The organism is Dysgonomonas termitidis, assembly GCF_054657735.1.
The window spans coordinates 3,231,022-3,255,743 of record NZ_BAAHYD010000002.1; the positions used below are offsets into that span (position 1 = coordinate 3,231,022).

General features: G+C 42.4%; 25 protein-coding genes. 3 read left to right on the forward strand and 22 right to left on the reverse strand.

From position 1 onward, the window contains the following. The first annotated feature begins 136 nt into the window (after nt 1–136). The 3 genes from ACYQ3L_RS17360 (at nt 137) to ACYQ3L_RS17370 (ending at nt 3,541) form a co-directional block, all read left to right on the forward strand. Complete coding sequence (locus ACYQ3L_RS17360) at nt 137–574, forward strand: carboxymuconolactone decarboxylase family protein (RefSeq protein ID WP_379993407.1); 438 nt, start codon at nt 137–139, stop codon at nt 572–574. 469 nt (nt 575–1,043) lie between these two features. Next, the gene (locus ACYQ3L_RS17365) at nt 1,044–1,874 is read left to right on the forward strand and encodes a TerC family protein (RefSeq protein ID WP_379993406.1); all 831 of its coding nucleotides are present in this window, start codon (nt 1,044–1,046) and stop codon (nt 1,872–1,874) included. 224 nt (nt 1,875–2,098) lie between these two features. Beyond that, nucleotides 2,099–3,541, forward strand: coding sequence for an alpha-amylase (locus ACYQ3L_RS17370; RefSeq protein ID WP_379993405.1), 1,443 nt, complete (start codon nt 2,099–2,101; stop codon nt 3,539–3,541). A 60-nt stretch (nt 3,542–3,601) separates the two neighbouring features. On the opposite strand, the gene ACYQ3L_RS17375 is transcribed toward ACYQ3L_RS17370, so the two are convergent. The 22 genes from ACYQ3L_RS17375 to ACYQ3L_RS17480 all read right to left on the reverse strand — a co-directional run bounded on the left by ACYQ3L_RS17375 (nt 3,602) and on the right by ACYQ3L_RS17480 (nt 24,682). Then, nucleotides 3,602–4,366, reverse strand: a complete 765-nt coding sequence (locus ACYQ3L_RS17375; protein ID WP_379993404.1) for a hypothetical protein — start codon at nt 4,364–4,366, stop codon at nt 3,602–3,604. Nucleotides 4,367–4,577: 211 nt separating this feature from the next. Next, entirely contained in the window at nt 4,578–4,982 is a 405-nt protein-coding gene (locus ACYQ3L_RS17380) for a hypothetical protein (protein ID WP_379993403.1), read from the reverse strand. Further along, nucleotides 4,979–5,380: an N-acetylmuramoyl-L-alanine amidase gene (locus tag ACYQ3L_RS17385; RefSeq protein ID WP_379993402.1), complete on the reverse strand. Its 402-nt coding sequence runs from the start codon at nt 5,378–5,380 to the stop codon at nt 4,979–4,981. The genes ACYQ3L_RS17380 and ACYQ3L_RS17385 overlap by 4 nt, the downstream gene beginning before the upstream one ends. After that, nucleotides 5,364–5,843 (reverse strand): phage holin family protein, encoded by a 480-nt coding sequence (locus tag ACYQ3L_RS17390; RefSeq protein WP_379993401.1) that lies wholly within the window; start codon nt 5,841–5,843, stop codon nt 5,364–5,366. Before ACYQ3L_RS17390 ends, ACYQ3L_RS17385 begins: the two co-directional genes overlap by 17 nt. 82 nt (nt 5,844–5,925) lie before the next feature. Beyond that, nucleotides 5,926–6,150 carry a hypothetical protein gene (locus ACYQ3L_RS17395; RefSeq protein ID WP_379993400.1) on the reverse strand — a complete coding sequence of 75 codons (225 nt, stop codon included), beginning with the start codon at nt 6,148–6,150 and terminating at the stop codon, nt 5,926–5,928. Nucleotides 6,151–6,249: 99 nt separating this feature from the next. Then, nucleotides 6,250–8,172 carry a hypothetical protein gene (locus tag ACYQ3L_RS17400; protein WP_379993399.1) on the reverse strand — a complete coding sequence of 641 codons (1,923 nt, stop codon included), beginning with the start codon at nt 8,170–8,172 and terminating at the stop codon, nt 6,250–6,252. Further along, the gene (locus ACYQ3L_RS17405) at nt 8,169–8,378 is read right to left on the reverse strand and encodes a hypothetical protein (RefSeq protein WP_379993398.1); all 210 of its coding nucleotides are present in this window, start codon (nt 8,376–8,378) and stop codon (nt 8,169–8,171) included. Before ACYQ3L_RS17405 ends, ACYQ3L_RS17400 begins: the two co-directional genes overlap by 4 nt. Next, nucleotides 8,375–8,782, reverse strand: coding sequence for a hypothetical protein (locus tag ACYQ3L_RS17410; RefSeq protein ID WP_379993397.1), 408 nt, complete (start codon nt 8,780–8,782; stop codon nt 8,375–8,377). Before ACYQ3L_RS17410 ends, ACYQ3L_RS17405 begins: the two co-directional genes overlap by 4 nt. 36 nt (nt 8,783–8,818) lie before the next feature. Next, complete coding sequence (locus ACYQ3L_RS17415) at nt 8,819–9,379, reverse strand: hypothetical protein (protein ID WP_379993396.1); 561 nt, start codon at nt 9,377–9,379, stop codon at nt 8,819–8,821. 115 nt (nt 9,380–9,494) lie between these two features. Beyond that, nucleotides 9,495–10,034: a hypothetical protein gene (locus ACYQ3L_RS17420; RefSeq protein WP_379993395.1), complete on the reverse strand. Its 540-nt coding sequence runs from the start codon at nt 10,032–10,034 to the stop codon at nt 9,495–9,497. 138 nt (nt 10,035–10,172) lie between these two features. Then, nucleotides 10,173–11,120, reverse strand: coding sequence for a hypothetical protein (locus ACYQ3L_RS17425; RefSeq protein WP_379993394.1), 948 nt, complete (start codon nt 11,118–11,120; stop codon nt 10,173–10,175). Between the two features lie 120 nt (nt 11,121–11,240). Next, a complete protein-coding gene (locus ACYQ3L_RS17430; protein ID WP_379993393.1) occupies nt 11,241–11,846 on the reverse strand; it encodes a hypothetical protein in 606 nt (201 codons plus the stop codon). A 699-nt stretch (nt 11,847–12,545) separates the two neighbouring features. Further along, nucleotides 12,546–14,366, reverse strand: a complete 1,821-nt coding sequence (locus ACYQ3L_RS17435; RefSeq protein WP_379993392.1) for a hypothetical protein — start codon at nt 14,364–14,366, stop codon at nt 12,546–12,548. Between the two features lie 72 nt (nt 14,367–14,438). Further along, nucleotides 14,439–17,786: a phage tail tape measure protein gene (locus tag ACYQ3L_RS17440; RefSeq protein WP_379993391.1), complete on the reverse strand. Its 3,348-nt coding sequence runs from the start codon at nt 17,784–17,786 to the stop codon at nt 14,439–14,441. Beyond that, nucleotides 17,786–18,358, reverse strand: a complete 573-nt coding sequence (locus tag ACYQ3L_RS17445) for a hypothetical protein (protein WP_379993390.1) — start codon at nt 18,356–18,358, stop codon at nt 17,786–17,788. The genes ACYQ3L_RS17440 and ACYQ3L_RS17445 overlap by 1 nt, the downstream gene beginning before the upstream one ends. A gap of 146 nt (nt 18,359–18,504) precedes the next feature. Next, nucleotides 18,505–18,738: a hypothetical protein gene (locus ACYQ3L_RS17450; RefSeq protein WP_379993389.1), complete on the reverse strand. Its 234-nt coding sequence runs from the start codon at nt 18,736–18,738 to the stop codon at nt 18,505–18,507. Then, entirely contained in the window at nt 18,735–19,055 is a 321-nt protein-coding gene (locus ACYQ3L_RS17455) for a ubiquitination-like system serine protease family protein (RefSeq protein WP_379993388.1), read from the reverse strand. The genes ACYQ3L_RS17450 and ACYQ3L_RS17455 overlap by 4 nt, the downstream gene beginning before the upstream one ends. Before the next feature lie 2 nt (nt 19,056–19,057). Continuing rightward, nucleotides 19,058–19,555 (reverse strand): glycoside hydrolase family 73 protein, encoded by a 498-nt coding sequence (locus ACYQ3L_RS17460; RefSeq protein WP_379993387.1) that lies wholly within the window; start codon nt 19,553–19,555, stop codon nt 19,058–19,060. Between the two features lie 19 nt (nt 19,556–19,574). Further along, a complete protein-coding gene (locus ACYQ3L_RS17465) occupies nt 19,575–20,072 on the reverse strand; it encodes a hypothetical protein (protein WP_379993334.1) in 498 nt (165 codons plus the stop codon). Nucleotides 20,073–20,172: 100 nt separating this feature from the next. Further along, the gene (locus ACYQ3L_RS17470) at nt 20,173–22,389 is read right to left on the reverse strand and encodes a hypothetical protein (protein WP_459952447.1); all 2,217 of its coding nucleotides are present in this window, start codon (nt 22,387–22,389) and stop codon (nt 20,173–20,175) included. A gap of 106 nt (nt 22,390–22,495) precedes the next feature. Continuing rightward, complete coding sequence (locus ACYQ3L_RS17475; protein WP_459952408.1) at nt 22,496–23,710, reverse strand: InlB B-repeat-containing protein; 1,215 nt, start codon at nt 23,708–23,710, stop codon at nt 22,496–22,498. Nucleotides 23,711–23,743: 33 nt separating this feature from the next. Continuing rightward, nucleotides 23,744–24,682 carry a hypothetical protein gene (locus ACYQ3L_RS17480; protein ID WP_380000199.1) on the reverse strand — a complete coding sequence of 313 codons (939 nt, stop codon included), beginning with the start codon at nt 24,680–24,682 and terminating at the stop codon, nt 23,744–23,746. Nucleotides 24,683–24,722 lie beyond the last annotated feature (40 nt).

Genomic DNA, 24,722 nt, shown 5'->3' on the forward strand with positions numbered 1-24,722 from the left:
CTTTTTTCCGCTTTGCCCTGTTTCCCCGTTAAACAGGAAAAGGTTAAATTCTCATTTCCTCCGGCCGAACAACCCTCCCGGTATTTTGTTCTATTGATTATAACTTATATACCCAATCAATTAAAAACAAAATATTATGAGAGTAAATATCAGTGAATTGGAACCGAAAGCATACCGCGCTATGCTGATGCTGGAAAGTTTCCTGAATGCTTCGGATCTGAATCCTATCCACAAAGAGCTTATCAAGATCAGGGCTTCTCAAATAAACGGATGCGCTTTTTGCCTGAACATGCATACCAAAGATGCCCGCAAACTGGGAGAGACAGAGCAGCGCATATATATGCTCAATGCATGGCGCGAAGCCTATGAGCTGTACTCGGAAGAAGAAAAAGTGATACTGGCCATGACCGAAGAAATAACCCTGATAAATAAAGGAGGACTGTCGGACGAAACATATAACAAGGCCATTTCCCTTTTCTCCGGAAACGTAGTGGCACAGCTGATAATGGCTATTGTGACCATCAATGCGTGGAACAGGATAGGTATATCTACAGAGTTGCGCCCCGAATATTAAGCAACCTCCGGAATAACCAACGTTTTATATAACAGGAATAGCCCGGCTATTGCCGCGCCTTTGCCTTATACCGCAAAAAATCCCGCAGGATCTTTCAGGTATAAGGCTTTATGACCTTACATTAATACCTGGAAATTATACTATCATTTATAATAATACTCATATATTACGCAGACAATAATTGGTATAAAAAACTGAGATATATCAGGTAAATAATTTTCATGAGTTACCAAAAATACTATCTTTGTGACGAAGATCGAAGACACGCCTGCGCAAGCGGGAAATAATAGAAAAATTAACTTACGCATACGTAATGCGAATATTTTTGAAAATACTACTGCTCAGGATTCTAAGAATACTGGGGCTTAAAAAGACGGACCGGGACTCTGTTATAAAAGAATATTTAGAAAAGGAAAAATAATTTCCGAAAGCGTCAAATTCTTTATTAAATTTGTCGCAAAAATATTTTATGGAAATTTTAGAAACTTTTCTTTTGCCCAGCGCGTGGATAGCTCTGCTTACGCTGGCGTTTCTCGAAATAGTATTGGGGATAGACAATATCGTATTTTTGTCTATCATGTCGTCCAAACTACCGCAAAAAGAGCAGCCTAAAGCCCGCACCACGGGCTTATTGCTGGCTATGCTTTTTCGTATCCTCCTGCTATTTTGCATATCGTGGCTGATGAAACTGACCAAACCGATATTTTCGTTCGACACGGTATGGTTCGACGGCTCTGTCTCCGGCCAGAGTATTATAATCGGAGTAGGCGGGCTTTTCCTCCTGTATAAGAGTGTTACCGAGATCCATCACAAACTGGAAGGTGAAAGCGACGCCGTTCATGGAAAGTCCAGGAGCGGATTTGCCGGCGTCATCATCCAGATTGTGGCTCTAGATATTGTTTTTTCATTCGATAGCGTCCTCACCGCGGTCGGATTGGTCAGCTTCAGCGAATTCGGATATGTCGGAGCCATGACCATTATGGTTACAGCGGTTGTGATTGCGGTTATGATCATGCTATTGTTTTCAGGCCCCGTAAGCAAGTTTGTAAACGAACACCCTACCATACAGATGCTCGGCCTTTCATTTCTTATTCTTATCGGTGTGATGCTACTGGTAGAGGCAGCCCATCTGTCCCGGATATCCATATTCGGCACCACAGTAGGGGAAATTCCGAAGGGATATATATATTTCGCCATCGCGTTCTCTTTACTGGTCGAATTCCTGAATATGAAGCTGAGAAAGAAGTCTGTACCTGTAAAACTGAAAGACTCGGAACTGATAGGGGAAGATAAGAAATAAACGTTGGTTCATTACAAAGAGCAATCGTATCCGGTGTATGTTAATTACACTATAATTTGTTAAACAAAAAGGGATCGATAAACGTTTTCTTTGTGCTTTTTATAAGCTGTTATTTAGTACCGGGATAACGATGGCCGGATTCAGTTTCAGCCGGATATTCCGGGTACAGGATACAAATGTAAAATCACAAACAAGCGGATCATAAAAAACAAACATTGCTGGTTATGAAAAACGGTGTAATGATGCAATACTTCGAGTGGAATCTTCCAAATGACGGAAATTTATGGAAACAATTGAAAAAAGACGCCGTACATCTGCATAAAACAGGCATAACTGCGGTATGGATACCTCCGGCATACAAGGCAGACGAGCAACAGGATGAAGGATATGCGACATATGACCTGTTCGACCTCGGAGAGTTTGACCAGAACAGTACCGTGAGAACAAAATACGGTACAAAAGATGAATTGGCCGAGATGATCGATGAATTACATAAAAATAAAATATCGGTGTATCTCGATGCCGTCATGAATCATAAGGCGGAAGGAGACTATACTGAAAAATTCAGGGTAAAAGAAGTCGACCCCAAAGAGAGGAATAAGGATATAAGCGACGAAATAGAGATTCAGGCATGGACAGGTTATTTGTTTAAAGCGCGGGGGAATAAATATTCCGACTTTAAATGGCACTGGTACCATTTTTCGGGCGTAGGCTTCGACGACGCGCAGAAAAAAAGCGGTATTTTCCGTGTACTCGGGGAAAACAAGTACTGGAGCGAAGGAGTAGATGATGAAAACGGAAACTATGATTTTTTACTATGCAACGATTTAGACCTCGACCATCCGGAAGTAATAAGAGAACTGGACCGCTGGGGAGTATGGGTTTCCAGAGAGTTGAATCTGGACGGCATGCGGCTCGATGCAGTGAAGCATATGGAAGCTAAATTTGTTAAACAATTCCTTGAAACTGTAAGGGCTGATAGAGGAAAAGAATTTTATTCGGTAGCCGAATACTGGAACGGAGATCTGCAAACCCTGGAGAAATATCTCGCTGCTGTGGAAAATACAACAGACCTGTTCGATGTCCCCCTGCATTACAATATGTATAAAGCATCTAAGTTGGGTAAAGATTATGATTTACAAAAAATACTGGACGATACTCTTGTCTTGCATTACCCCGACTATGCAGTCACATTTGTAGACAATCACGATTCACAACTGGGCAGCTCCCTGGAATCGGAAATAGAAGACTGGTTCAAACCCTCGGCTTACGCCCTTATCCTGTTGATGGAGAAAGGTTATCCCTGCATTTTTTACGGTGACTATTATGGCGTAAAGGGAAAAAAGCCTCTTCACCAACCCATTATAAGCCTGTTGCTGGATGCCCGGAGAAAATATGCTTACGGAGTGCAAAAAGATTATTTCGATCACCCTTCCACGGTAGGATTTGTGCGTATGGGAGATAAAGGTCATCCCGCGTCGGGGCTGGCATTTCTGATGTCGAACGGTACAGACGGGAATAAGGTAATGAATGTCGGCGCAAACCGTAAAGGTGAAGTGTGGTACGACCTGACAGGAAACGTACAGAAAAAAATTACGATAGATGATAAGGGTAACGGTAATTTCCTTGTCGAAGGCGGGGCATTATCCGTTTGGGTAAAATCGTAACGATATGTAAAAGAGCATACGGAAAAGGCGGTTCAATTTAGCCGGATCGCCTCTGTTTATTTAGTCCTTTAAACTCTTATATGTCATTTCCCTTACCAGTTCTCCGTTATAGAACTGCTTTACCGGATACCCGTCCGAGTTATATTCATATGTAACTTCGATTATATCGGTGCCGTATCTGGGGTCTTCAGTAGTAAATTCATGCGGATTATTTTTTCCGATGAAATCTCCGCACCATCTCATACTATTTACGTGCCATGTCCAAAACCACGCAGGAATACTTTCTATATTGAGAAAAGCCGATTTGTCATTGTTAAATTTAAAGACCGTAATTTTACTACCCTCGTTTGTCGCGGCATGTTGCGTATATGTAACCAGATTATTGTTTTCGTCGTATATGAATTCTTCCCAGGGCTTACCGTCTTCAAATACGGTCTTGGTAAGGCGGCCTCTGTCGTCGATATGAATCCGGAGATGATCGGTCACCTTTTTCTCTTTTACCTGTTTTCCTGTACTTATCACATCTTCTGCAATATAGCCGTCGTTGTAAGTGTATTTGGAATTTGTAACCAACTCTCCCCTGTCCTGATTCATAATGCACTCCGACAACAGGTTGCTGATTTTATCATATTTGAAGGTAAATTCCCGAAAGGTAACAACACCCTTTTCCACAAAGTAGGTAAGCTGATTTTTGTTATTATACCTGAGATCTATTATCTCTTTAGTGTTTACCGAATTGATCCGGACGAGCTGCTTCGTTTGAGCGTATAAAGCAAAACCGGCTGATAGTATGCCGATAAGGGATGTAAGTATAAATCTCTTCATAGATAGGTGCCTGGTCTTTTGTATAATTACCTATTTAACGAATAGGACGTTCTTTTATTATATGCCTTAGACGCCGCAAGTATAATTAAAATATTTGGAATAACCGGCAGTGAAACTGATAAATCAGGCAAATGCCTGAATATCTTTTGCTACCGTTTATATATCCGGCAAAAAAAAGTATCCTCTGCCTGTACCGGGCAGAGGATACTTTTCATATCCTTTTTTTCCACCACCACACTCCCGACCAACCGATAATCAGCAGTAGTAATATCCGCCCGCACCATACCTGAAACGATTGGAACGAGCTCATACGGTTTATTTCCTTCTCCACTTCTACCGGATAAGGCACGCGGATGGTATCGTTCACAAAGACGGAATCGCGCAGCAGACGGTCCCGGTACAGATATTTGTACTTTTCCAGCCAGACAGTATCCCCTTTCATTTTCATGAAGACCGAATCATACAGATGAACAGAATCGCGCAACAGGCGGTCTCTGTACTCTGTCCGCACCGATTCGACCGGGATATATAGTGTACGCGTCCTGCATGCGGAAAGGACAAAGACCGGTATCAGGATAAACAGCGCTTTTGCTTTTGCCTTCGGATAATCTTTCATCTGAATTCTTTCTTTACATCGAAGCAAGGGCAGGCCTTTGCCGCAAATTCGTTATGTCCATGTACTTTTGCCAAGGGGAAGCGTACTTTGAGGTCGTCCACCAATCCGGCTAACGCCACAGCCTGCGCTTCGGTGCGGGTATCTTTGGGATTACCTTTTGCATCCAGTCCCCCGATATAGCATACACCTATCGATGTGGCATTGTGCCCGAGACAATGCGCTCCTATCAACGACTCATCACGTCCGTTGTGTACAGTGCCGTCGAGGTATATTACATGATGATAACCTATTTTGGCAAAGCCTCTGTCCCGGTGCCACCGGTCTATATCTTCCACGGTGAAATGCTGCCCTTCCTTTGTGGCTGAGCAGTGGAGGATTATCTTATCTATCTTTCTCATTTTCTTCTGTTTCTGAGTTTTTCAGTTGTTTTTTTACAATTTCGGTTATACCTTTTATCAGGTCGTCTTTATTTTCGAATACTGCTGTAAGCTCTTCCAGGCTTTTTCCTATTTTTTTCTTATCTTTCTCATGAGCCTTTTCCAATATCGACTTAGCCTCGATAAATATCAGGAATCCGGCCGCGATAAGCGTAATATAAGGTTCGTCATAAAAGAACATTCCTATGCAATCGAACATGAAAGCAAACAGCATCAAAGCATAATACAAAACAGCTTTGGTAACCGTCCGCCTCAGTCCGTATGAAGTGCGTTGTTCGCCCCGCTCCCTAGCCTTGCGCCATCCGCTGATAAGGTCGAGGCTGATGGCGATAGCTACCAGCAACCACATAATGGATATGATAGCCAGTTTGAGCCGCAGGGTGACAAAATCTCCGGTCAGTAATGATTCTATTATCAATAACATGGGGAAATTAATTAAGAATTAGTATTTAAGAATTAGGAATAAGTTGCCAGCCATTTATATATAGCTGGCAACTATGAGAGAGTTATAGGAACATTGCAATGTTCCGGCCGGCGGGTTCGGTTGAGACGAGGATGGCTGATACCTTCCTTACACTTTGTACATCAACCTTTAAGCTGCTGATATTGATACTATTAATATCATTAATATTCATATTATCAGCATCCGCCCTGCCGATATTGACACTACTAATCCTGTTATCAGTAACATCGATACCTTCGGGTGGTAAACCATTATCTAAATCTGCCATAATTTTTTTTTAGTTACGAGTTACAAGTTAGAAGTTACGAGTTACTTTTTCTTGTAACTTGTAACTGCCCGAAGGGCGCAGTAACTTGTAACTATTTACCTACATCGGATTTACTGTTGTTATCGGTAGCCGTATCTGCATATATGCACCGCTTATGTATATATCATCAGGCGATAATACGCCGGATGCACCCGATATATTATTATAATACTCGGGATGTCCCGATGATATATACTTACCATCCTTTCCTCTTGCCATCTCGAATGAAAGAATATGGTTATCTTTCATCAGGCAACGCGGGTCTTCGGGTAATACATCACACCACTCAGGTTTTTGTTCATTTTGCCAGAAGGTTTTGTCCGTTGTTTCCGTATTAAAATCGAAATCCTGTTTCCAGCAGCGGCGCAGATGGATATTTCCCGATCTTGTGAATGTCAATACACCCGGTTTTACCGTAAAAGAATCTCCTGCCTTGTAGTTTACCCCGCTGTATGTTACATAGTCAGTTGTATTTTTCTGGTCATTGTCATGCTCTGCCAGATACCAATAATCCACCTGTAAATTGCCGGATACAATATTTCCATCCGGTATTTTATTTACGATACGCATCTGTACCGACTGGTAGCTCAGTATGTCGTTTATCTTATACACTACCGGGTTTCCGGAGGCAACAGTAAAGGTTGTCACGCCAGCCACACCTTTAAAAATATTATTCCTGCTACTTAGCACGGATGAATAAGTGCTTCCGCCATAGGTAACGGATGCCGTATTTTCATCAGAAGAACGCAACATATACATCTCGCCCGGTTCTATACTGCCACTTAACACTTCCTGCCCGGAATCACATAGCAGGTCCGGGATACTGTCTATCAATACCCCGTACTGGTAAGGCAGGTCATTGGGAATATCTATTTTCGTCAGCTTTTTTTTACCGCCCAGCCATACTATTTTCGAATCGAGATACATATTTTTCCGCTGTGTTATATCCACGGTTTTATCAATAGACAAAGAATCATCCGCTATATCCAAACCGTCGCTATGCGGGTTCCCCGGAGCAAAGCTGGCAGGCACATTATTACTTGCTGTAATTGGTATCCTGGTACCACGTGATGTGGAATAGCCAAATGAAATAAAGCGTAGTATTTCGAACTGGTTAACCTCTGAACCTGCCCACGTAATACCCTCGAATACCTGATTTTTGGTGAACAGCCAACGGCCTAAAGTCAATGTTATGCCATAGTCTGTAATATCAGCGGGAACTGACAGCCCGGCAGCCGTGCAACGCGCGACGAATGCGTTCCGAAGTTCTTCGGCGGTTGTACCGGTCAGCGGGATATAGTCGGTTTCCGAGCCTATACGGAAATTGCAGTTGTCGAACGCATAGTAATTGTTTTTGTAGCTGTCGAGCGATGCCTGATTGACTACAAGGTTGCATTTTTCCCATGTATGCAGATTACCGGCTATTGAGCCTATGGTGGTACTGATGCCGACAAAGGAATTGTTGCCATTGATATTGCCTGATGACGGGTTTACTCTAAAAATACAACGGTCATAATTGTTTATTATGCCTACACCAGGATTCGTTGTTCCGGGCATTGACAGCATCTCGCATTGATAATATCTGTTATTATAAGTTCCCTGGCCATTATAACCCAGCCTGTACGTTATTACATTTTTTACAGTGACATCTTTAAGCCAGACGCCTTCGAATGTACCGCCCGATGTCTGATGCCCTTCGTATAAAATAGCATCTATTATGCTTTTTTTCATACCATTACCAATGATCCGGCATCTGTTTGAATTTATCGATGTTCCTGTAGTACCGACGCTTAATTTGTGAAAGCCTCCCCCCAATATGATTGATAAATCAGTAGTATAAGCAATAGTTCCGGTAGATAGTGAAGGGTTTTGCCGCGTGGCAGCCGTACCCGTACCCGCATATGCGTAGAATTTAGTAGGGAATATCCGTTCTACATCTACACCCTGATAGTCTGTATATCTGTCTTTAAATGTATATCTCATATATCATAAATTTGTTTAACGGGTGAAAATAATATTCTGTCTAATTCGGTCAGGTAAGCCCTGTAATCGTCAAACTCAGCATATCCTGGGTTGTTAGGGTCTTCCAGTTCCCGAAACATTGTTTTAAATGCCTTGGGTTGTTCTGCAAAGAACACCATGTCGTCGATCAACATTGTAATATCATCTTTCTTGACTTCGTATATCATGGCAATATTGCTTTAGCATAAATGAATAAATAAGCTGTCGGGTCTGTCGTTTGCGTTTCAATTATAAACTTTACCTTCGAGCGTTTTTCTATTTTTTTGTCCAATTGTATACTATTCAGGTTAGTAAATATTTCATCATCAATAGTAAGAGACTTCACATTCAGTACATCCACTTTATAAATAGTCATCTCTTCGCCTATAAATATTTCCATTTCCTTTGTTTCCATTGTCAGGGAAATACGCCGTTCGAGCTGTAGCCTCTCCAGCGTATCGAACTTGCATTTGCCCGACTTCATCACTCCGTTTTCTTCTATCGAACCGAATATATAGAAACCTTTAGGGTTTTCTATTGTATCCAGTGCCGAAAGCTCTATAGGTTCTAATTTTCTTGTTTCATTAGCCATTTTATTTTGATTAATTGTTTATATCTCTATTTTGATTTATTCCGTCAGTATTGCATCCTTCTTATCTTCGGTCATCACTATCTGCCGTTCTTCAGTACCCAGTACAGGTATCGTATTGAAACGGGACGCATCGATTTCGAAAAGCGGGTAAACCGAATTCTTGCTTATTGATATCTGATATCCTGATGTTTCGCCCAGTTGTCCCGTTATCTGTGAGAATGAAAGAGAAGCCCCGCCATCGCTGCCAAAGCTATACATCAGCCCTTGCGATGTACGGAAAGCAACCAGATACTTATTTGTGGATGCCAGTAACAGATCCGAAGATTTCTCCCCCTTGATCGTATGCACAAATGTTGTCAGTCCCTGCTTATATATGCCATTCTCCTGAGTCTCCGTGAAGGTACTTTCGTTCACAGCTCCCATTTCAACAAAAGGTACATCTGATTTTATCCGCTCCACATAACATTTACTGAACAATCCTTCATCAGTAAACTGATACGCCCCAAAATCACGTATATCGAGCAGATAGATCCCTGTAATGCCTCCGGGATTATAGTCGCAGGTATGTTTTATATTCTGTAATAATCTGCAAGTCATTGTTTTTAGCCTTTAGCCACTAGCTGATAGCCAGTAGCAGTTAATAAATAAAAGTAAAGCCGCCAGCGAAAACCTTGAAGGCTGTAGGCTAACGGCTATAAGCTAAAAGCTGACTTTACGGTGTTACCACAGTCTTGTCCGCAATTGCAGAGATCACGCTTTCATCTTTCAGCAGGCGGCCCATCTCTATTTCCGTTCCGGCCATGGTTACGGTCCAGCCGTAAGCATCGGCATCGGCGGCACCTGATGCATAGTTGAATGCTGTGGCACTCAGCCCGTTGCTGCGTCCGAGCATCACCGCACGGTTCGATTTATCGACAATTACCGCAGTAAACTTACCCAGGCTCAATGCTTTTTCCTGATTCAACAACTCGTAATCGTAGTTGCTGATGGTAAAATTGACCGTGTGGGTACGGTATTTCCCTCCGTTACCATTTACGGCCAGTTCGTCGGAGAATGAAGCTGTATTATCCGTGAAATCAATCTTATACGCTTTGGCACTATCGGCAAGCGTAACAGTATCGATTCCTCCATCGGCCCCGAAAGTATAATCGTTATCCGCATCGTAATTGAAAAGATATATGGCTTTTACTCCCGCTACCGAATAATGGCAGTTGTCTTTTGTTATGTTTGAAGTTAATTTACATCCTGACATAATATATTTTTTTAATGAGTTAATGAATTAATGTTTTAATATGCCAATGTGCCGATATTTTAAGCTAATAGCTGTTAGCTAATGGCCAATAGCTTTTTTTGATTGACACATCGGCATATTATTTAATTGACACATTGGTTAGTTATTCGGACTATAAAACACCACTTCGTCTTCGAACGGAATAGCGAATCCAAGACGCAGGCGTCCGTCTATGAAAATGATATTATCCTGCGGGGCGGCCTTTTGTCCAAGACGGATTTCTTCAAGGTCGCGCACAAGGTCTGTCCCGACAAGGAAGTTGCGGGCATCAGCCGCTACCATATCATTGTCACCGAGTCCTTTTACCGGAACAAGCTCCACTCCCATATAGCGAACCACGTCACCCTCTACCGTAAAGTTGGGGCTGACTACCACATTACTTCCGTAGATGCCGCCTAGCGCCATCTTCACTTTCAGAAATGTAGGGTAAGAAACATAAATATTCAATGTACCTTCCTGTAAGCCGGCAGCTACAACATTTTCCGGAATGTTTGTAAATACCTTTTCTATTTCGTCCAATACATTTACTTTGGTAAGAGCTACACCTGTTATTTTAACGGCTTCCAGGCTGTCTGTTAAGACTTTGACTACTCCATCGAAATCGTTAGCATCCACAGAGCTGTCTCCCTTAAAGATTTTAGTTTCTATCTCACTGCTCAATTCGGAAGCAAGGATAGCCATTGTGGCGTCTTCGAGCGTATCGGGCAATTCCTGATTCTTCGCTCCGGGACTGAGCATCCATACGGTGCGCTTGCGCTCAAGATCATCGAGGCATTGCTCCAGATTGATTTTATACGTTTTTACTTTCAACTCCTTGTCACTCAACTTCGACATCTGCTGCGGATTCCATGAACAGTCACGGGCATCTGCCTGCAAAATGCTGCCGTTGATGTCAATCAGGTTGATTAGAGTCGATTCTTTCACTCCTACAACGGGAGTTATTTTACCTTTCTCGATAAGTTTCCCGCCAAAGATTGCTTTTGTAAACCAGTCCATATTGGTAGACGGCTGATAATTCAGTGATGAGATGTCATACATGTTTGCCATATTTCTAAATTTAGTTAGTTATTATACTTTTATTTAATTGTATTCATCCGGATAATTACTATCCGAAGTGTGCAATATACCAATTATCAAACAGTTGCATTCAATTGGCACATCGGCATATTACTTCTTTCTGTTTATTGTCTGATTCAATGCAGCTGCCATACGTTCGGCCGTAGTCATTTCGCCTGCATTTTTAGTTGTGCGCGACAGTTGAACGGCAGGATGTGCCGATGGTGTTTTCCTGCGCATCTCTTCTACCTGTCCTTTTGTGGATTCGAGCATCGACTGTGCGTCTTCCAATGTTTTAGTGAGTTGGTCGATCGTCTGTTGCATTTCGGCAATCTTGACTTTCAGGGCTTCTGCTGTTTTGGGTTCAAAACCAGCCAGCTTATGCCGGGACTTACTGCGCTTGAATGTTTGCGGAGCTTTCGTTTCTTCAGGTTTGGTTTTGTCTTCCGAGGCTTCACGCGTTTCTGTGAATTGTCCCTGCTCATCGATTACCAGCAAATTGCCGTTTGCAAGCTGATGCTCACCGGCCGGCATTTGTTCTCCGTCGAGCGTAGCAAACCCGTCTTCGTCCACATAGGCTTCCTTGCCGTCGGCCAGTACAAAGACTACATAAGGCGTACCGCTGGCCGTCATATCTGCCTTTTCTACGGCTTCGATGTCGAGCAACATGCGTGCAATGCGACCGAGCAATGTTTGTTTCGGTTTCTTTTTGTTCATGTTTACATTCATTTGATTTTTAATTTTGGAAATATCCGGTTGTTGATTGAAGAAACCTTCTAATTAATAACATATATAAAATTAATAATCAATATATTATATTTTACATATAAAATTTATATGTCAACAAAATAGCATTTAAAGCAAAATATGCAAAGTCATTACTGAACTATCATTATACCTTTTCAATTATTGACAAGGCCATATAAAACACCGTCTTTATTCGCTTTTCCAAATTCCGAAATCGATTTTAAAGGCGTTTTCAGCCATTTTTTAGGACGAATATGAATCAACCCACGGAGATTGTAAAAAAAAGATACTATAAGCCATAAAATAGGCAAAAAAAGCCATCAGCAAAGAAATGATCCATCCGCTATAAAAATATTCTTCTTAAAATAATCAAAAAAAAATTCCCCACCCGTTCTTCCCCCCATGGGGGATAGAGGGGGATATATATCTACATCTTTATATATAATAATGTGTAGTCGCAATAACGTTTTCAATTACCATTTCATTAACCGTAATAATAACCTTATTAATGTATGAAAAGGTAGATATATAATTATTATAACTTCATAAAAACAATATTTTGACAATATAATATCATATATTATCAAAATCGCAAAAAAATAAAATGCAGTTTTCAAATAAGAAAGCCCCGCCTAAAAAGGCGAGGCCACTTAAATTAGTAGAATATTTTTATATCATTTTCCCCTCATACGGATAAAAATCGCCCTTTGCATATTTTTCAAATCCTTTTGACGATACAGTTCGTTCTCGTCTTGCACACCTGAAAGCCTTGTTATTTGCTATAAATTTGTCCATAATATTAAACCTGTTGTTTTTGACAAAAGTGAACTTATATGTCTTGGTACTATCGATAGCTTCCGATTTACTATAGATATCTTTATACATATTTTCTAAGCGGAAAGGATTATTATCCTGATTGGTAAAAAAACGTTGAATACCTGAATCCGGATAATATTCTGCCAAAGATTCAACATATGGAACCGGGAATAAACCTGTTTTACCTCCGGCAGGATTATCTAATATTTTCATACCATCATAAATAGCCAGCCTGATTTTTGAAGGCATCTTCCGTTCCAGGCTTGCATCTCCCTCTATCAGTTCCTGAAGATCAAAATATTCTCCTTCAACCGGAGGGGCAGGTGTTTGCAAGCGGGAATAATCAAGTTCGTCATAGTCATCGGTTCCCGGTACCTGTATCCAGTATGATTCCGGCGAGCTTTGCGATGCAACTAAAGCATAAGCCATAGACGCAGGTATTATATCCAGGCTGCTATCTATATCGGTAGAGCCTTCTTTCTTATACAGGGGTGCAAAAGAATTTACTTTAACCGGCTTTATGCCCGAACCGGTATCATAGGCAATGTAATCCCCGTACACATCATTCGTGTAGATTTTCATCTTCTTCTCATTGTCACTGGCATTAATTTTGCCGGCCAACTCATCCAGCGTTGCATAAGGCTCTTTTATGGCTATTCCGGTATAACGGGGGTCGATAGATGCATATTTATGATAATCATTGCTGTCGAGCGAATATTCTGTATTCGAGTTTCGGACATCCAGATTATTATCTTTGTCTTTATCTACCGTATATTCATCATATATTTCCAGATCGGTTGTATTCTGAAACTCTGTTTGCGATTTATAATTAAAGTATATCCCGACAGTTTTTTTATATGGATCACTTACGAATGTACAATCAAAAAAGCCCTGGATTTTCAGGAAAAAGTCTTTCACCGTCCAGTCCGGCAGCATTTCCGCATATTTTCTGGTCTGTATGCCGTTTACCATATAATACTTGCTGAAAACAGGATGGCCGGCAATATCGTTATTTGTGACGGAATATCCTAAAGATTCAAATATACGGTCTATAATGAAACACAAGTAAGGTTGTGGAGTAATAAGCCCGTAAGCGCCATATAAATAAAAATCAAAATTATTATGAGATACTATTGCGTACATGTTACCTACAGCCATATATGCAGATGGGCTTGGATTTAACAATATATCGTGGTCCCATGTATAATAAGGCAATACCTGATATTCACGTTCGGGATAGCCTTGCATCAGCCACTCTTTCAATTGCTCCTGACTGGTATGCTTTACTGCTTCCCCCAGATCCAGATCCCTTAACTTCCTGTCGCTGCCAATTAGGAAGTTAAGTTCCGAATTACCCGATACAAGCTGTATTTTCACCTGGCTTTCCGAATATTGCAGTATTACTTCTGTCCCGTTCAGGACTACCTCATTATCCACCACCATATAGGCCCGCCTGTTTTCCGGGATAATATCTTTTTTATTTTTCCGGTTCAGGTGCCCGTATATCTTTGCGTTGATGGGATCGAGAAGCGAAAGCGTGATATCGTAGGTATATGTCCCTTTCTTGGTGAAGAACGGATTTTCATCTATTATTGTGATCGAAAAATTATCCGGCAGCACTACCAGCCGCCCATCGATATATAAATCTACCATTTTTTCTTGTATTTTAGCCATTCCGCAATTTTGCGGTTTGGATTAATTTCTATTCATTGGCACATCGGCACATTAAATAATCGGCATATTGAGTTATACATTTTTCATCATTTTCTTATCCAGCTTTTCAGCCTCCTCTATTCCCCCTTCACCTTTGTAAGTAACTATTCCGGTAAAAGGAACATTCAGTCGTTCCTCCAGTCGTTCCATTACAGTTACAAACCGGTCGTATGATTCGTCGTACCTATTATCACGTACAACTGTTTGAACGGCTGACGGCTTCCCGTTATATCCGCCGGAATAATAACCCGTCGGAATATTCAGCGCCTTGGCCAGATCTGCCTTCGATATCGACGACACAGTATTGTGTTTCTGAGCTTCGTTAAACAGATCGAATAATGGCCTGTAAAGCGATGTCGTGGTATGATTGGCGATAAACTCTTCCCCATGCACAGGCGACCCATCAGGAAGGAAGCCACGGATCTGGCGCGGATCGTTACCGCCGGTATATCCTTCATTGATATAATACCCGCCCTTGTAATAGCCTTCTTTGGCTGCGTCCCTTTGCTCTTTAGCTACATCGATCTGCGATTTACCGTAGGCAATGGCAGCTCCCGCGGCAGCCACACCAAGGGCCGGCCCTATTACCGGTATCCCTGCCATCGCTTTATAAGCTTCCATCGCGGCCAGTGCAGTAGTAGAGATAGTTTGAGCTACAGTAACGGCAAACTGTTTATCCGCATATTTGGCCTTAATGGCATTTAGCTCTTTCTGTTTCTTTTCCTCCAGCTTCTTTTGTTTTTTCGAGTTGCCTTCGGCTGCCTTTATCTCCTTGTCATATTTTCTGGATATCTGACTTTCTTCTACTGATGCATAATTAGCCCAGGTGTTGGAAAGATTGCCGGTTATATCCTGCATCGCGGAATTTACCATATCCATATATGCTTCCACACGCATCATCACAGCCTCGCCAAATGTGACAGCGCCATTAAGAAGGGCATCGTCTATCTCCTTCATCTTATCAGCCAGCTGGGTACCGAGTCCCCCTAACAATGTATTGCGTCGGCTCTCGTTATCCTGTAACGTATTAATCTCCTGCTCCAGTGTTTGCTTGCGGATATCCGCGATCTGTTCCTCACTTGCGCCGTTTATCCGGAGGCGTTCCTCCAGGTATTTCATCTGGATAGCTGTAATCTCTTTCTGATATTCTGCTTCCGATATCTCACCCCTGGCACGGCGTTCCATTTGTTTTATGTAGGCTTTATCTTCCTCGGTAGCTACATATTGAAAAGCGGATTCAAGGATTTTTTTAGTTTCTTCCTCATTCCATTTCAGAAGATCCTGCCCCTGTTTCAGACGATCCTGTTCCTGTTTCGCAGCATCCTTTTGTTTTTTTACTTTGTCCGCAATTTGTTTATCAAGGGCCTTAGCTTCGATTTCCGCTATTTTCTTTTCAATATCGATCCGTATCGACGGGTCTGTCGTCTCTTTCAGAAGAGCCTGTAATCTATCCTTTCTCAGCTTGTCATACGCATCCTGCTGGATAAGCAGGGCTTTGTTGTATTCAGCTTCATCATCCAGGGAGCCATTAAGATAATTTTCCTTAATCCGCGTAAGCTCTTTATAATTATCTTCCTCCAGTTTCTTCAGGGCATCCTGTACTTTTTTCTGTTCTTTGGATGCATTATCTTTATTTTTTTTATTATCGTCCGGAAGTTTGAATTTTTTGTTTGTATCGCCAGGTGTAGTTTTATCTTCTTTCAATATCTCTTTGTAAGCGTCATTCAAGGCTTCCATGCTGACTTTTGCTATATCCGCTTTCGTGGTTATACTTTCCAGGTCTTTTTCCAGATCACTTTCTTCTGTAGCCATTCCCAAATTATATAAAGGAATAAAACGTTCTACACCTTTATTTTTTTCTATTGTTTCATCCAGTTTTTTCTGGGCCGCCTCTTGTTGTTCAGTGAATAATGATATATTTTTTTCTATTTCCTGCCGTTCTTTATCATAGGCCCGTTTTAATACTGTTTCAGCGCCGGCCCGCTCATTTCCATCCAGAGAATTCAAATCTTTATAATTGATACTTTGACGCAGTTTAAGATAGGATTTGTCAGTTTCTCTGTTTTTCTCGATATCAAGAAAAGATTTATACGCAGGCCTATCCTGTAATTTATTCATCTTGTCAATGATATTCGTAAAGCCTTCGACTATATTGCCAAGCCAGTCAACTACAGTTTTCATAGGTCCGGAACTATTCGAAAAAGATAGCATCAGCGTCTCCCATTTAGATTGAAGGCTTAAAACAGACCCGTCCAGGTTATCCATCTGGTCTTTCGCCAGCTTATCGAGCTGATCCCCTACACCTATCAGTGAGTCTCTGAGCGGTTTTATCTTTTCGGCTCCCTGCAGGAATGTTTGGAAAGCGGCGACACTACGTTTATCTGTCAGTTCCAACGCGGACGCCAGGTCTATGCCTTTTGCTTTAAGATCCTGAAATCCTTTCACCAGGTCATCAAGGTTTTTTACCGGATGGCCAAGCGCTTTAGCCAGTTTCCCATTCGAATCTGCCAGATTCAGGAATATATTCCGCAGCGATGTAGCCGCGGAAGATGCGTCGAATCCGCTGTCGGATAGTTTACCCAGCAAAGCCAGAGTGTCCTCTATCGTAAAATTGAAGGCCTTAGCCACAGGCGCCACGATAGGCATCGCCGTAGACAGGTATTCGAAGCTAAGGGCCGATTTATTAGCTGCTACTGTCATGGCCGATACATATCTCTCCGTTTCTGTTGTTTCGGCGCCAAATGCCCTTAACGATGCCCCGGCCAGCGCCGCAGCGTCTCCAAGTTCAGCGCCCAGTGCCGTAGCGAAGTCAAGGACATATTTCTGCGAATCCTTTATTTCTTGCTTACTAAAGCCCAATTTTGCAAGCTCGGTCTGTAGTTCCGTTACCTGAGAAGCCGTGTATTTAGAATTCTTTCCTAATTCGATAGCGCTGGAAGAAAGGTCTTTAATTTCATTTTTATTTACGCCTAATATTCCGGCCAACACTACATTTGCTTTCTCAAAGCTACGTATCTTATTGACGGTATCTCCCAGGGAACGGCTAAGGAACTGTACGCCCTTGGTAAGCATATTCCCGGCAAAGACTTGTAATGCTCCGGCAAAAGACTTTTTGCTTTTCTTCCCGAAGTCATCCGCGGCTTTATCCATATTGCCATATTCCTTAACTATCTCTTTCTGATAATCCTTATGTTCCTGAAGGATATTCTCCAGTTGGGCAATTTTTTTCGTATGGGCGATATATTGATCGGAACCCTTAATCATCAGGGCTTGCTGATTCGTCAGCTCGCGCATTTTCTCTTTAATCCCTTTAACCGAGTTTTCCACAGCGACGCCGTCGATGTAGATCCGCGCATTGTATGTACCTGTCCTGTTCGCCATTATTTTTTCTTTTTAGTTTTCACTTTTATATACTTCGCATAGGTATGGAGGCCTTTATCCATCTGGTCCAGTATGACATCCATCGCCCGCTGTCCCCAGAAATCACCGGCATACTCGGCCAGCCAGCCCATACCGCTCCGTATCGTCACGTCGAACCAGTCCACAGGTATCCTGTTGGCGCCCGATTGGTCTTTGTATATATGCCGCATTTTTTTTATCTCCCTGCCGGTATAACCTTTCCCCTTCAGCGCTCCAATCTCATCTCCCGCATATTTCCTGCCCAGCTTTACTGAATTCCCTTCACGTACATAACCCCTGCCGACGCCCAGATGGACGAAAAGGCCCTGGAAGGCAAACCGGAAAGTTATGCTGCTGGTGATCCCGTGTTCTTTTTTCGTATGCAGTGAGATGGACTTTTCCAATTCAGGATATTTGTTATATTTCCTTTTTTCGGCATGCGCCAGCATTGTCCGGGCATTACTCTTCAATCCCCCCCGTATATTCATGCCCCAGCCTTTCACCGAAGTATTGAAAGACTCTGCCTGTTGTGCGGTGACTATCCGTTCTTCCATATCTTTTTTCCGCAAATATGCCCCTATACTGCCTGAAGAAAAAGGACACAAAAACGCCCGGATCATCACAACCCAGGCATTTCAAAGAAGAATAAAATAATAATAAATCGAAAAAGTGTACTTTAATGTGATAATGTGTCGGTATACTAATATTTATTCGTTGCCTCGCGTGCTTCTTTCGATGCTTTACGAAGTTTTGACATAAATACACTATCGGCCTTATAAAATTGCTTTTCAAAACGGTTTATAGGAATCGTTTCTCTTTCATTTTTGGGCTGAACGTGTGCCTGATCAGGTTCCAGTATGATCAGGTAGTTTTCTTTCTTTGTTATACATCCGAATAATAAGAAAGACAATAATATTATAAATGCATTTTTCATACCAAATTTGCTATTCCGTTAGTTATTATATAATGCCCGTTACAAGGCCTGTTTAAAATTGACGGAGTGACTGTAGCCTTCCCGTCTTTTACACTTAAATTCCACCCATTGTTATTTTCTCTCGATACCTCTCCGTTATCATCAATGCTTTGAAGTGGTATACATACGAACCCGCCGCAACCACACAGGCAATTATGGGCCATCTTAAAAGAGTCCTTCGATACATAAAGCGTATCATTTTCTACTTCATTCGCTACAAAATCGTCGAAATCCGTAATAAATTTGATTGTTACCGGTACTTTCTTTAGTGTTTTCATAATTATTTCAGATACCCCTCTACCATTTTTATTACCTTCTTTAACTCACTCGCATAGTTCGTAGCTGTGGCATATCCGGCAGCTGCTATTTCTTCCGCAAAACGGTACGGATCTTCTTTTACATCCAATGCATTCCGGTAACGGTTGTAAGTATAGAAGAAAGCGGCATGATCCGTAAAACTTCCTTCCGGTGTGTCATACTTGCGGAACCAGTCTTTTACGACATAGTCATATTTCCCGTCAGGTCGTTTCTTAACGGATATCACTTGCGGAAACTTCACATCCGGATTCTTCAGCACTTCGGTTGTACGTAACAGCTGCTCGTTTCCGTTAATACCATCGGTATCTTTAATTCCGAAAAACATATTGCCGGGTGATGATTTTCCCCATCCTGTCTCGATGGCAGCCTGAGCGATGATAAATAATGCGCTGATCCCTGTCTTTTGCTGTGTCTGAAAGGCGAAAGGATAATATTTTGTTGTAAATTCCCTTGGTGTCATTCTGTTAGCTCCTTTTTTTTTATTTTTTCGTTTTTCTCTTTTCCTTAAATTCCTTATACAGATCGCATATATAGCTATTTCCCCCATCATCCGTATATTCCTTATACTTCTCATCTATATATTCTTCGCTTCGCAAAGCCGGGTTTGTCAGCAACAGCTTCAGTTCTATACGCTTGTTGATAAGCATCTGCTTTTTCCTGTATTCCTCACTGTCGCCTATAAACTTATCTACCGACTTCTGGAAAGTCCTATCGAGCTCTATATGCTCTTTCAGCTTATCCGTTAGCTTGCTGAACTCCTGCATGGACACTTCGCCCTGCTGCCGGATCACCTCCACATACTTCTGGTGAATAACCTCTGCCGCGCTTACATCGTCAACCAGGGCCTTGCTTTGCTCACTCAGCGCATTGGCATTTGCCTTTCTCCTGTTGGCCCGGTAATGGATAAACCAGCCTCCGCCCAGCACGATAGTAGCGATAGGCATCAGCACATCCGTAATCAAATCCTTTATTTCCATCTATTTAATATTTATTATTATATTTGCATTATTGAAATGTGTTATTAAATTTGAACGATTGTTTTTAGGGCTAGGCCTGTCGCGAGACAGGCTTTTTCTATCACACCTCTGCAATTTGAGCAGGAGATCCGTTAATAAACATTATCGAATCCAGTATTCCGGCATTCGGGTCTATAGAAGTTATAACGTCACCTGGAGTGAAAGTCAATACCTTGGTTGTTGCATTCCAATCTACATAGTATTCTTTATCTGTGTCCGCGTAAAGAAAGTTAAAGCTCGCTGCCCATCCGTTTTGGTAATCCCATATAACTGCATCTCCACCACCATAGTCAATTAGAGATATTTGACCGATTGTGGTAATACCATTACCCTCTATCCAATCTTGTGAAGACGCTGTTACTTTTAATGCATTATTTTGAATGTTTATTACATCTACTGAAGTCCCTCCCGGTATTTCAATGCTTTGGTTAATATCTCTGTTAAAAGTAGCTTCATTTATAGGAGTTTGTGGCGCAATTTGAGATGCCGGAATTCCTACAAATGTATCGGGAACTACCGGTTTAAAATATTCAATTTTATAATCGACCATGCCTCCTTCCCCTGAATAATACAGGATGTTTGATACCTGCAGGAAGCAAACGTTGCTGTCATAATTCTGTATTATATGCTTGCGCATCCAGATTCTGTAAACTACTCTCTTTGCTCCGTTATCAGGGATTTCCTCCTGGGTAATGTAGAGGTTTCCGCTTTCGAAATTGCCAGTGGCCGTATTTATTGTTATCCCGGATGGGTTTGGGTTCCACTGTCCTGTATTTACTACTACATTTGCAATACATTGATAGTTGTTGATATCTGCCGCCCTGTTTGATATAATTATATCAAATTTGAACATATCGCTATACCAAAAGCTGTTTTCAGGACGTAGGTCGGACGTTATCTTAGCTACACAGTAGTAGCGGTCTACGGATGCATCCTGGTATGTATCGTTTACGCGGCCATTGGGCATCTCCACGCTTGGAGTCTGCCATCCGGGTGCGCTGCCGCCTCCGGCAGATGTAAGCACCTGCCCTGTTGCGCCTCCTGTAATTACAGAGAACAGATATTTCAGATTATTACGGACCTGCTGAATCTTTGTCCAGATATTCCCGCTTTCAGTATCTGGTATATCGGGTGTGCCGTCTTCGTCTGTCAGTGTGCCTGTAACGGCTTCCGTTATCGCGTCTTCCAGTTCCTGTTCGTCGACATAGTCCGTATTCTCACTGTAGAGCGTCCATGTGCTGGAAGTGCCGGCTACACGCTGGTATACGTTATTCTCCGAAGTAACCCGGCATAGCCATGTTACATCCTGCTCAGTACCTGTAATTACAGGCAGATCGGCCAAAGTGGGGACAGCCGGTTTCCATCGCTGGGAGGCCGTAACAGTAGCATTCACCTGCCCTACTGTCGCGGCGTCGTTGTCACCTGTTCCGTCGGCGACGTTTGTAATACGACGTTTCAGCGTAGCATTTCCAATAGATACTATATTATTAGAGGTAGCGGTAATACTGGAATCCTTACCAAGGACTACACAGCCGCTAACGGTGCCCGATGTTATCCTTGCATTATCACCTATGCATATATTACTGTTCCCGGCATGAGTACTGGCATTATTCCCTATGGCAATCGAATAAGGCCCGGCAGTACTGGAACCGGCTCCGGCTCTTACAGAAGTATCTCCTTTCCATGCCGTAAATACCGGGTCTGTCTCCGTTGTCGGTACCAGGATCTTATAACGGAAAGACAATTCAGGTTCCGTGCCACCTTCAGGTATAAGCCATGCGTAACAGGCCTGAGCGCCATTGCCTCCCGCCGGGTTTTCATCGGCATGCACGAATGTCCATGTTTTATTAGCTGGTTTTTCAGTTAATCCTGCATCGTAAGCTGTCAGGGCGGCGTAGGTAGCGAAGTCCTGACCGAGCCAGTTCCCCTGCATAACGGCAAGCCCGTCGATATCTTCCTGTATGCCGGCCAGCGCGTCGTTCAAATCCTGCTGATCAGACAGCGTTCCTGTTATCTGTCCCCATATTCCTTGCCCCCCTCCACCCTGCGACTCAAAAAGGTCCGCAAATTCCGCCTCGATGTTCTCCGCCGTGATGGGCGTGCCGTTCATGGTAATACCTCCGGAAAAAGCTTCGCTTATACGTACAATATCCGGAGCATTGAGAAATACCATTGTATTGTCTTTCGAATAAGAAACCGTGTTCTTAGCGGCTACAAAAAGCGTATTCCCGTTTCTTTCCGCTTTTATTGAATTGGTATCTGTTGTTATTTTTAGCATAATATTCTATTTTAAATTATTTATCTAACTTTACACTGATATTTTAACTGAAATTTCTACTTAAAAAAGGCTGTAATGCGTTGAGTATGCAGTCTTTTTTTTATCACTATCCTACCTGATAATTAGAGCCATCCTGCATATCGGAGATAAAGACAGTACCGTTAGTATTGTCTTCTAACTTCCAATAAATAGTATAAGAACTACCGGCAATAAACTCACCACCATCTTTATCATTAGAGATAGGAATCGTATCTCCCGGAGCTATAGTATACGTGTTAGCATCTTCCCATCTGAAACTGCCGGGATAAGGAGCTACGGAGACAAATGCGAAAAATAATAACGATGTATTCTGAACATATATTGTCAGGGGATTATTCGCCGTCCACACCGCGTTAACTGTCAAATTACCTGCCGGCATAACAAACGTATCACCCAGCCCGTAAGTAACTCCCGGAAATGCTCCGGACACAAACCCCGCGAAGGTATAGCCGCTCCTTGTGGCAGATGCTGGCAGGGTGATAGTCGCGCCGGCGGGATAATTACCCGATGGAGTACCGCCGGTTACTGTACCGCCCGCCGGATAGAGTTCGTATGCGTAGGTAGTTGCATTAATAAGATTCCTGTATGGATCTATGTTCCTGTTCGGGAAGCGTTGTATAAAGGCTGCCGCATCTACTCCTGTAACTGTAATTCCGGTTACGTAAGAGGGCGCTAATATGTTATCGGTGGAGCATACTCTATCATTATGTGCGAATACCGTTGCGGGTATATTCCCAATGTTTAATAAAAGGATATTGTCGCTATTGAATATAAGATCCGTTTGGATGCTCGTTACGCTAATAAGCGGAGAAAGATCCACCGATATTAAGCCTAAGCATCCGAATAATAAATATGACCCTATACTTGTAACATTCGCAAACGGAGATAAGTCGATAGACGTTATACCGCAAGCCGAAAGAAAACTACTTCCTATACTCACAACATTCGTAAACGGAGATAAGTCGACAGACGTTAACTGAGTAGCAGCTATCATGAAATCAGTGCCTATACTTGCAACATTCGTAAATACCGATAAGTCCACGGATATTAACTGTGGAAGATTACGGAGAAAATTAGTATTCAGGGCGTTAATATTCCTGTATGACTCTCCGAATACAATATTCTTTATATTGTTTTTAGAAACGTTTATTCCTTTTATGGTCATACTCGACGCAGTGACACAGAAGTTAGTTATCGGCGTATTGCGTAAGCTAAATCTATGTTGTATGCCGGCTGTATCTTCATAATAGGAATCATTATTGGAGTATGTCCTTCGTCTCATATTTTTTACTGTTTACTGCTAACTGCTAACTGATTAATTTGCTTCTCCGACACGTATACTATACCTCCCTGGCATGTAGCACCAGATATTCACTTCCGCTACTTTACCTGCCGGAATGCTTACAGTCGGTTGCCCGTAGTCGTTATCGTAAGCCGCTCCTGATGGCAGGGTAAGCGTAATCGAAGATGCAGATGTATTCTTTACCCGTATCACTTGTTCATATCCGGGAAGCAAGGCTGCTGCATTCGCTAACGACATCGTTGCATTTGCCGATATTTGGCAAAATGTGTTGGCTGCCGTAGCCGGTATATTCGCTACAGATGTAAGCGATTGGGAGGCCAGCTTGAAAGTCAGGTAAGCAGACCCTGCCGGCGAAAGCATAGTTAGCAGGTAGGTAAGCGCATCCTTTACGGTAGCGCCGGGCACAGTACTGTCGTTGCTTATTGCCGACGCCATCGGCTTCACATCCAACTGGTTCCAGTCCTGGCCCGGCATAAAGTAATAACCATTGCCTGTTATGGTTTCCGTCCAAAGAAATCCGGGTTCCGCGTTCTGGTCTACTCCAGCTCCCCATGCTCCGGCGGTATATGTGGTTTTATATACGATTGTTTTCGTAGCATCCATATATAGAGCCGTATATCCGTCCGGTATAGGATCACCGCTGGGTAGTTGCGTAGGGAGTTGCGCTTCTGTTTGTACTATAAAGTTTTCCTGATCTTTGTATTCGAAGAAGCCCTGCGAGAATCCTGCCAATGCGTTGTTCAACTGGTCGTTGTTGATCAGCATATTTCCGGTGTTCGTTCCGGATGGGATCAGGATCAGTATCGTATTTACCTTTCCGTCGGTGTAGTCCTTCGAAAAATTTATTATATTCAATAAACAAGTACCTACCCGGTAAGCCGTATTCGCTTTCTTCCGGATTTCATCCCTTATTAGCGTTGCCTGGGCTATTAAATCATCGATTACGCTCATATATATTTATATTAAAATGTACTTCAAATTTGCCTGTTAT

Coding starts and splice junctions, on each gene's coding strand:
- ACYQ3L_RS17395 (WP_379993400.1), bottom strand. CDS start 6,150: ATGGCAGATTTAGATAATGGTTTACCACCCGAAGGTATCGATGTTACT.
- ACYQ3L_RS17475 (WP_459952408.1), bottom strand. CDS start 23,710: ATGAGACGAAGGACATACTCCAATAATGATTCCTATTATGAAGATACA.
- ACYQ3L_RS17380 (WP_379993403.1), bottom strand. CDS start 4,982: ATGAAAGATTATCCGAAGGCAAAAGCAAAAGCGCTGTTTATCCTGATA.
- ACYQ3L_RS17455 (WP_379993388.1), bottom strand. CDS start 19,055: ATGAAAACACTAAAGAAAGTACCGGTAACAATCAAATTTATTACGGAT.
- ACYQ3L_RS17415 (WP_379993396.1), bottom strand. CDS start 9,379: ATGACTTGCAGATTATTACAGAATATAAAACATACCTGCGACTATAAT.
- ACYQ3L_RS17400 (WP_379993399.1), bottom strand. CDS start 8,172: ATGAGATATACATTTAAAGACAGATATACAGACTATCAGGGTGTAGAT.
- ACYQ3L_RS17445 (WP_379993390.1), bottom strand. CDS start 18,358: ATGGAAGAACGGATAGTCACCGCACAACAGGCAGAGTCTTTCAATACT.
- ACYQ3L_RS17465 (WP_379993334.1), bottom strand. CDS start 20,072: ATGGAAATAAAGGATTTGATTACGGATGTGCTGATGCCTATCGCTACT.
- ACYQ3L_RS17440 (WP_379993391.1), bottom strand. CDS start 17,786: ATGGCGAACAGGACAGGTACATACAATGCGCGGATCTACATCGACGGC.
- ACYQ3L_RS17435 (WP_379993392.1), bottom strand. CDS start 14,366: ATGGCTAAAATACAAGAAAAAATGGTAGATTTATATATCGATGGGCGG.
- ACYQ3L_RS17365 (WP_379993406.1), top strand. CDS start 1,044: ATGGAAATTTTAGAAACTTTTCTTTTGCCCAGCGCGTGGATAGCTCTG.
- ACYQ3L_RS17405 (WP_379993398.1), bottom strand. CDS start 8,378: ATGATATACGAAGTCAAGAAAGATGATATTACAATGTTGATCGACGAC.
- ACYQ3L_RS17450 (WP_379993389.1), bottom strand. CDS start 18,738: ATGAAAAATGCATTTATAATATTATTGTCTTTCTTATTATTCGGATGT.
- ACYQ3L_RS17480 (WP_380000199.1), bottom strand. CDS start 24,682: ATGAGCGTAATCGATGATTTAATAGCCCAGGCAACGCTAATAAGGGAT.
- ACYQ3L_RS17370 (WP_379993405.1), top strand. CDS start 2,099: ATGAAAAACGGTGTAATGATGCAATACTTCGAGTGGAATCTTCCAAAT.
- ACYQ3L_RS17375 (WP_379993404.1), bottom strand. CDS start 4,366: ATGAAGAGATTTATACTTACATCCCTTATCGGCATACTATCAGCCGGT.
- ACYQ3L_RS17410 (WP_379993397.1), bottom strand. CDS start 8,782: ATGGCTAATGAAACAAGAAAATTAGAACCTATAGAGCTTTCGGCACTG.
- ACYQ3L_RS17425 (WP_379993394.1), bottom strand. CDS start 11,120: ATGGCAAACATGTATGACATCTCATCACTGAATTATCAGCCGTCTACC.
- ACYQ3L_RS17460 (WP_379993387.1), bottom strand. CDS start 19,555: ATGACACCAAGGGAATTTACAACAAAATATTATCCTTTCGCCTTTCAG.
- ACYQ3L_RS17430 (WP_379993393.1), bottom strand. CDS start 11,846: ATGAACAAAAAGAAACCGAAACAAACATTGCTCGGTCGCATTGCACGC.
- ACYQ3L_RS17360 (WP_379993407.1), top strand. CDS start 137: ATGAGAGTAAATATCAGTGAATTGGAACCGAAAGCATACCGCGCTATG.
- ACYQ3L_RS17420 (WP_379993395.1), bottom strand. CDS start 10,034: ATGTCAGGATGTAAATTAACTTCAAACATAACAAAAGACAACTGCCAT.
- ACYQ3L_RS17470 (WP_459952447.1), bottom strand. CDS start 22,389: ATGCTAAAAATAACAACAGATACCAATTCAATAAAAGCGGAAAGAAAC.
- ACYQ3L_RS17385 (WP_379993402.1), bottom strand. CDS start 5,380: ATGAGAAAGATAGATAAGATAATCCTCCACTGCTCAGCCACAAAGGAA.
- ACYQ3L_RS17390 (WP_379993401.1), bottom strand. CDS start 5,843: ATGTTATTGATAATAGAATCATTACTGACCGGAGATTTTGTCACCCTG.